The following is a 5,358-nucleotide window of genomic DNA, read 5'->3' as shown; positions in this document are numbered from 1 at the left end:
GCGCGCCCAGCCCGCCGCTGCGCCGGCCAGCAGCATCGCCGCAAAGGGCGCGGCGAAGGCGACGTAGCGCAGCTCGATCGGCATGGTGCCGGTGACGGCCGCCAGCAGCAGCAGGCCGGCCGAGGGCGCCACGAAGCCACCGAGCCAGAGCCACCGCGTCGGACCCAGCGCGTGCCAGCGGAGCGCCACCGCAACCGCCGCACCGGCGAGCAGCAGGACCAGCGCCGCCCCGACCGCGAGGCGGGCCGCGCCCTCGGCATAGAGCGGCAGGCCGCCGAACAGGTTGGCGGCGTTGAACTGGCCGAGCCTGGCGAGCGCGTCGAGCGGCGCGAAGGGCTCGAACTGGCCTGGCCGCGACTCCCGCTGGGCCAGGAAGAAGGGCAGGTTGGCGCCCTGGACCAGCAGGAAGGGCAGCGCCGCCGCGGCCAGCAGGCGGGCGCGCATGCGCCAGGGCAGCGGCGCGATCAGCAGCCAGCCGAGCATCGCGGCGGCCGGGAAGGCCGCCAGGTAGTTGGCGAAGGAGGCCGCACCCGCCGCCAGCCCGCCCAGCGCCGCGGGCATGGCGGCCCGTCGCCGCCAGGCCAGCACGATGCCCAGCGCGCCGAGGCCGAGCAGCAGATGCGCCAGCGCGAAGCCTCGCGCCACGCCGCCGGTATAGGCGAAGCCATAGGCGAGCGCCGTGCCGAGGCCGGCCGCGAGGGGCGGGAACCCGGCCGCCGAGGCAGCCGCCATGAAGGCAGCCACCGCAGCGAGCGCGAGCAGCACGGACAGCGCGCGCAGCGCCTCCACCGAGGTGCCGCCCAGCGCGCGCCAGGCACCGGCCAGCCAGAAGTAGAGCGGCGGGTGGACGTCGGTGACCCGCAGGTTCCGCGCGATCGTCGCGGGGTCCGTGACCGCGGCCAGCACGGGCGCGGCGTCGGCGGGGGTGAAGGGCGTGGCCGGCCAGTCGGGTCGCGGCGTCGGCGAGGTGACCAGGCGCGTGTAGGTCTCGTCGTATTCGGTGGAGCGCAGCGCCGCGCCGCCGCCGATCGCCAGCGCTGCCACGAGCAGGACAAGCGCCAGCAGCGGCGCCGAAGGGCGCCGGCCGCTTGCGAGCAGGGCCGAGACCATGCGGAACCCGTTCTCCCGGTTGGATCGTGCGGCCGAGATACGCACGGGCGGGCGAAACGCTGCGCCGGCGCGGGACATATTCATGCGAGGCCGGACCGGTCCTGCGGCCCGGGTCGTCCTGGCCTGGGCCGTTGAGCGGAGGCGGGGCGCGCGCTAGGTGTGCCGACGGGCCGGGTTAGCACAGCGGTAGTGCAGCGGTTTTGTAAACCGAAGGTCGGGGGTTCGAATCCCTCACCCGGCAGGGCGCCCAGCTGCGCCGTCGCGGCCGCCTGGGCTTGCGCCTGCGCCGTCTGGTAGGCGCCGAGGGTGGCCGCCGCCCGGTCCTCCGCCGCAAGCCGGGCCGCCCCCGCAGCCGTTGCCGTTGCCTCGCACCGTGGCTGCCAGGGCGTCCGTCGTGGCCCGGTTGGCCGCAACTGCTCGGGCGGCCTCGGAGGCGACCGCCACCGTGCTCGCGGCGGCCGCGCAGACCGTGTCGGCGTCTGTGGTGGCCAGGGCGGCGGCAGCCGTGGCGTCCGTCGCCTCCCTACGCGCCGTGGACGCGACTGCCACCGCACTCGCTTCCGCCGCCCTGGCGGCCGCCACCTCCTCGGCCGTGACGCTCGGTGCCGACGGGGCGAGCGAGAGGCCGTCCAGCATGGCAAGGCCACCGTCCCGGGAGATCTCCGGCGACTCGCCCTCGACCAGCATCGGCGCCGCCTCGTCGCGGACCGGCACGCTGACGGCAGCGCCGGCGGTCACCAGGTTGGTCCCGTCAACCGCTGCATCACGGACGACGGCTGCGATCCTGGCGAGCAGGCCGTCGATGTCGGATTGCGAGACGGTGGCGCCCGCATGGCCATGCGCGATCCGGCCAGCGAGCATCGCGAGGAGTTCCGGCACCTCGCCCGCGCCCTGGGCAGCCGCGCGGATCGCCGTGGCCGCCTGCGCCGGAACCGGCGCGACAGGCTCGACGCGGGATGGAACGTCGATTGCCGCCGGCGTCTTACGTGACGACTGCAGCGTGGCCGGGCCAAGCGCGCGGGACGCTCCCGGGCGATGCTCTTGTCGAGGGCCTCGCGAGTTCACAGGGCCGCCTGTAAGGGCCCAGTCAGGGAGACGCCATCTGCCATGCGGCAGGAGAAATTCACGATTTGTTTGCCGCTGGTTGATGGTCCGGCGGGTCGTTGACCCTCCGTGGTTGAAGGGGCAGTTGGGGTGAGCCGAGAGCGGTCGCGGGGCGGCGACCCGCATCTAGCGCAGCTTCTGCGACGGGACCGAAGCCCCGCCCGCCTGGGACGCCAATCGCCGGGGCTGCCCATGCGACCCGGCGGCGACCAGAGCCAGGACGCCCAGCGCCAGTAGGGTGAGGATCGCGGCAACCGGATAGAGCGCGCGGCCGAATGGCCAATACTCCAGGTCGATCCTGTGCTCGCCTGCCGGAACATCGAAGGCGAGCAGCCGCAGGTTGAACCGATGGGTCGGCACGCGCCGCCCATCGACCGTCACGCGCCAGCCAGGATCGTGGTTGATCGTGGAGACGACGGTGCCCGCCCGCGCCGCGCTCACGGCGAACACCTGGCCGTTATAGCCTCGGCGGATGGTATGAAAGGAAAGTCCGTCGCCCGCGGTGGCGAAGGTTGCGATGGGGCCCGCTGCGGTCGCCGCCACCGTCTCCGCCAGGGCGAGCGGCCGAGGTGGCGTCAGCGCTGCCTGTCGGTCGTGCGGCAGGGCCTCGAAGCGGCGTACATCATGGGCAGTGTTGAAGGTGTTCCGAGGCCAGAGCGCGCTGGCCACGGGCAGGTTCGCTGAGAGATCGCCGTCCGGGCGTAGTGTCCAGGGGGCGGCCATGGCTGCCCGCACCTCCTCCGGCAGCCGCCCGTCGACCAGAGCCACCTGGCGGAAGGGCAAGGTAAAGGCCTGGTCCGCGACGCTGGCGCGCCAGTAGAAATGGGCTAGGTCGCCTGTGACGACCGCAAGAAGCAGCGTGCCATAGGGTACGACCCACCGCCTCGGCCCAGCCTGCAATGCGATGCAGCAGCGCCGCCAGCAGCAGCAGCAACAGCGTGACCATACCGAAGCTCTTCACGGTAGGATCCTGGGTGAGAGCCATCCCCGGGCCCAGGCTCTCCGCACGGAGGTAGATCAGCGCCACGCCCAGGCTGCCCAGGACCGCCAAGGCGGCGGGGATCCCTCTGATTGGCCCCTTCCAGGGCGGGCGCAGCGCAAGGAGGCGGTCGAAGGCGCGACAGCCCATGACAATAATCGCGACCTGCAGGAAATACTGGTAGAAATAGAACGTGTGCTGGATCGGCGACATGCCGGGCTGGTGCTTCCAGGCGAGCAGCAGGAGCCCCGACGTCGTCACCGCCGCGACCGGCAAGACCGCCAGGCAGAATGCCCAGTGGTCGTGCCTCTGCCAGGGCAGCAGGAAGAACGCGGCGAGGAGGGGCAGGAAGACAAGCCCCGTGTAGCGGGCATTGTGGGCCGGGTTGATGATCATGAAGTGGGTGAGTGGCCGCTCGACGACCGGGTCGAACATCATGGCGAGCAGGAAGCGGCCATCGTTCATGTTCGCACGGGCGTAGGCATCCTCAAGCCGATAGCCGCCGGTCGGACCGGTGATGCGTTCGTGGCGCGCCGCCTGCTCGAGATAGGCCGCACCCTGGATCGTGCTCCAGAGCGACACGGCCGACACAACCAGGACCGCGAGGGCGATTGCCGCCGGCCGGCGGCGGAGCAGATGCAGCAGCGAGCGCACCGCGCGGCGCCAGCGTGCGGCAAAAAGCCAGGCGTGCGAGGCGAGGGCGGCGAGCAGGAACCAGCTCGAGAACACGGTCCAATAGCTGGCGGACGCGGAGTAGATCAGGCATGCTGCGCCGAGTGTCGCGAGATGCGCCGGCGATGGCTGCGCGATCCAGCGATCCAGCGCCCAGAGGACAAGGAACAGGCAGGCCCATTCCTGATGGAACATCCACGCGTTGTTCCAGATGCCGGTCCCTGACAGCGCATAGGTCACCACCGCAAGGGCCGGTGCCAGCCATCCCGCGCAGAGACGCCGCATGAGCAGCGCCAAAGACGCATAGGCCACTATCGGCATCAGGACGTATGTGAAGATCAGGTATTGCCGATATTCGGGGAAGACGAGACCAAGCGCTGCCAGGATCCGTACCAGCACGCCCCAGACCAGGAATGGCGGGTGGCCGGGCGTCGGTGAGATGGGAGAGAGGAAGGCATTGAAATAGAGCGCGTCACCGCCCGCCTCCAGCCCCGGCAGCCACCAAGCGATGTCGCCCTCCTCGCGAAGGGCGTGCATCGCGCTTCCGAACACGGCGATGCCACTGAGAATGTCGTGGTTCGGCAGGCCGCGTCCGGCCAGGATGACGGGACCGTCGAAGAGCGCGATGCGCAGCAGGCAGACGCCAGTGGCAAGCACTAAGGCACGAACCGGATCGGCCGAGATGAGGAGCGCGAGGCGCTCTCCGAAACCGCCCGACTCCCTCGCCACCAAGCAGCCTACCCCCCGTCACAGGGACTGCGAGCGCCCGCGCAGACGATCTGTCCACGGTGCGGAACGGCGGCCACCCCGGATTGGACCCGCGCCCGAACCCGCGCCACGGGGGCCACACTTCGCCAGTATTTTAGAACCGTCGGTTTCGCCCTGTCATCGGTCAGTTTCCGCCGACGACCGGGCGGGCACTGCCATCGTCGCACTGACGATGCCGACATCCCGGGCGCCGTTGCATCGCAACCGCTCCACAAGGCAGCGCCAAGCGACGGAAAGACGGGCGGCGCAGAAGCGCCGCCCCTGCAAGAGTTAGGCGACGTCGCCGGGCCGGCGGCGGGTCGGGTCGTTCGCACCGACGGTGCCGTCATCCAAGCCCGGCGCGGCCATGCCGCCGCCAAGCCCGCCCGCGGTCGTGCCCACGCCGGGCGTCGTCCCCATGCCGGTGCCGGCGGTCGCGCCCATGCCGGTCCAGCCGCTGTCACGCCATTCGGAGGTGCGGCTGGTCATGTCCACCGGGCCGTGCCGTTCCAGGATCCGCTCGGCCTCGATGGCACGGGCGTCCTCGGCGCGGACCGCGACCAGATGGCCGCCGCGGCGGACGCCCTCGGCATAGGTGCCGGCCTCCTCCTCGCCGAAGCCGGCGCCGGCCAGACTGCCGAGCAGGCCGCCGGCCGCCGCGCCGGCGCCTGCGCCGGTCAGCGTCGCGATGAGCCAGCCGGCCGCCACCACCGGGCCAACGCCCGGAATGGCCAGGGCACCGAGCC

Annotated in this window: 4 protein-coding genes, 1 tRNA gene and 1 pseudogene; 1 reads left to right on the top strand and 5 read right to left on the bottom strand. The window is 71.8% G+C overall.

The genetic code is table 11. From position 1 onward, the window contains the following. The coding region (locus OZN99_RS24545) for a hypothetical protein (protein WP_270937871.1) at positions 1-1,110 on the bottom strand (1,110 nt) is incomplete at its 3' end. 169 nt (positions 1,111-1,279) lie between these two features. Here OZN99_RS24545 and OZN99_RS24540 point away from each other — a divergent pair. Then, positions 1,280-1,351 (top strand) — tRNA-Thr (locus OZN99_RS24540). Here OZN99_RS24540 and OZN99_RS24535 read toward each other — a convergent pair. From OZN99_RS24535 to OZN99_RS24520, 4 genes and pseudogenes are all read right to left on the bottom strand, one after another. Beyond that, complete coding sequence (locus tag OZN99_RS24535; protein WP_270937870.1) at positions 1,342-1,989, bottom strand: hypothetical protein; 648 nt, start codon at positions 1,987-1,989, stop codon at positions 1,342-1,344. The genes OZN99_RS24540 and OZN99_RS24535 overlap by 10 nt on opposite strands. Positions 1,990-2,340: 351 nt before the next feature. Beyond that, on the bottom strand, positions 2,341-2,883 hold the full coding sequence (locus tag OZN99_RS24530; protein ID WP_270937869.1) for a YfhO family protein: 543 nt from the start codon (positions 2,881-2,883) through the stop codon (positions 2,341-2,343). After that, positions 2,837-4,594: a hypothetical protein gene (locus OZN99_RS24525; RefSeq protein WP_270937868.1), complete on the bottom strand. Its 1,758-nt coding sequence runs from the start codon at positions 4,592-4,594 to the stop codon at positions 2,837-2,839. Before OZN99_RS24525 ends, OZN99_RS24530 begins: the two co-directional genes overlap by 47 nt. 309 nt (positions 4,595-4,903) lie before the next feature. Then, positions 4,904-5,358, bottom strand: a pseudogene (locus OZN99_RS24520) (hypothetical protein); the annotation flags it as partial.

The sequence above is a fragment of the Falsiroseomonas oryzae genome, from assembly GCF_027856955.1.
GTDB lineage: Bacteria > Pseudomonadota > Alphaproteobacteria > Acetobacterales > Acetobacteraceae > Falsiroseomonas > Falsiroseomonas oryzae.
The sequence above is the reverse complement of the archived record's forward strand: the minus strand, read 5'-3'. Positions and strand labels throughout refer to the sequence as shown.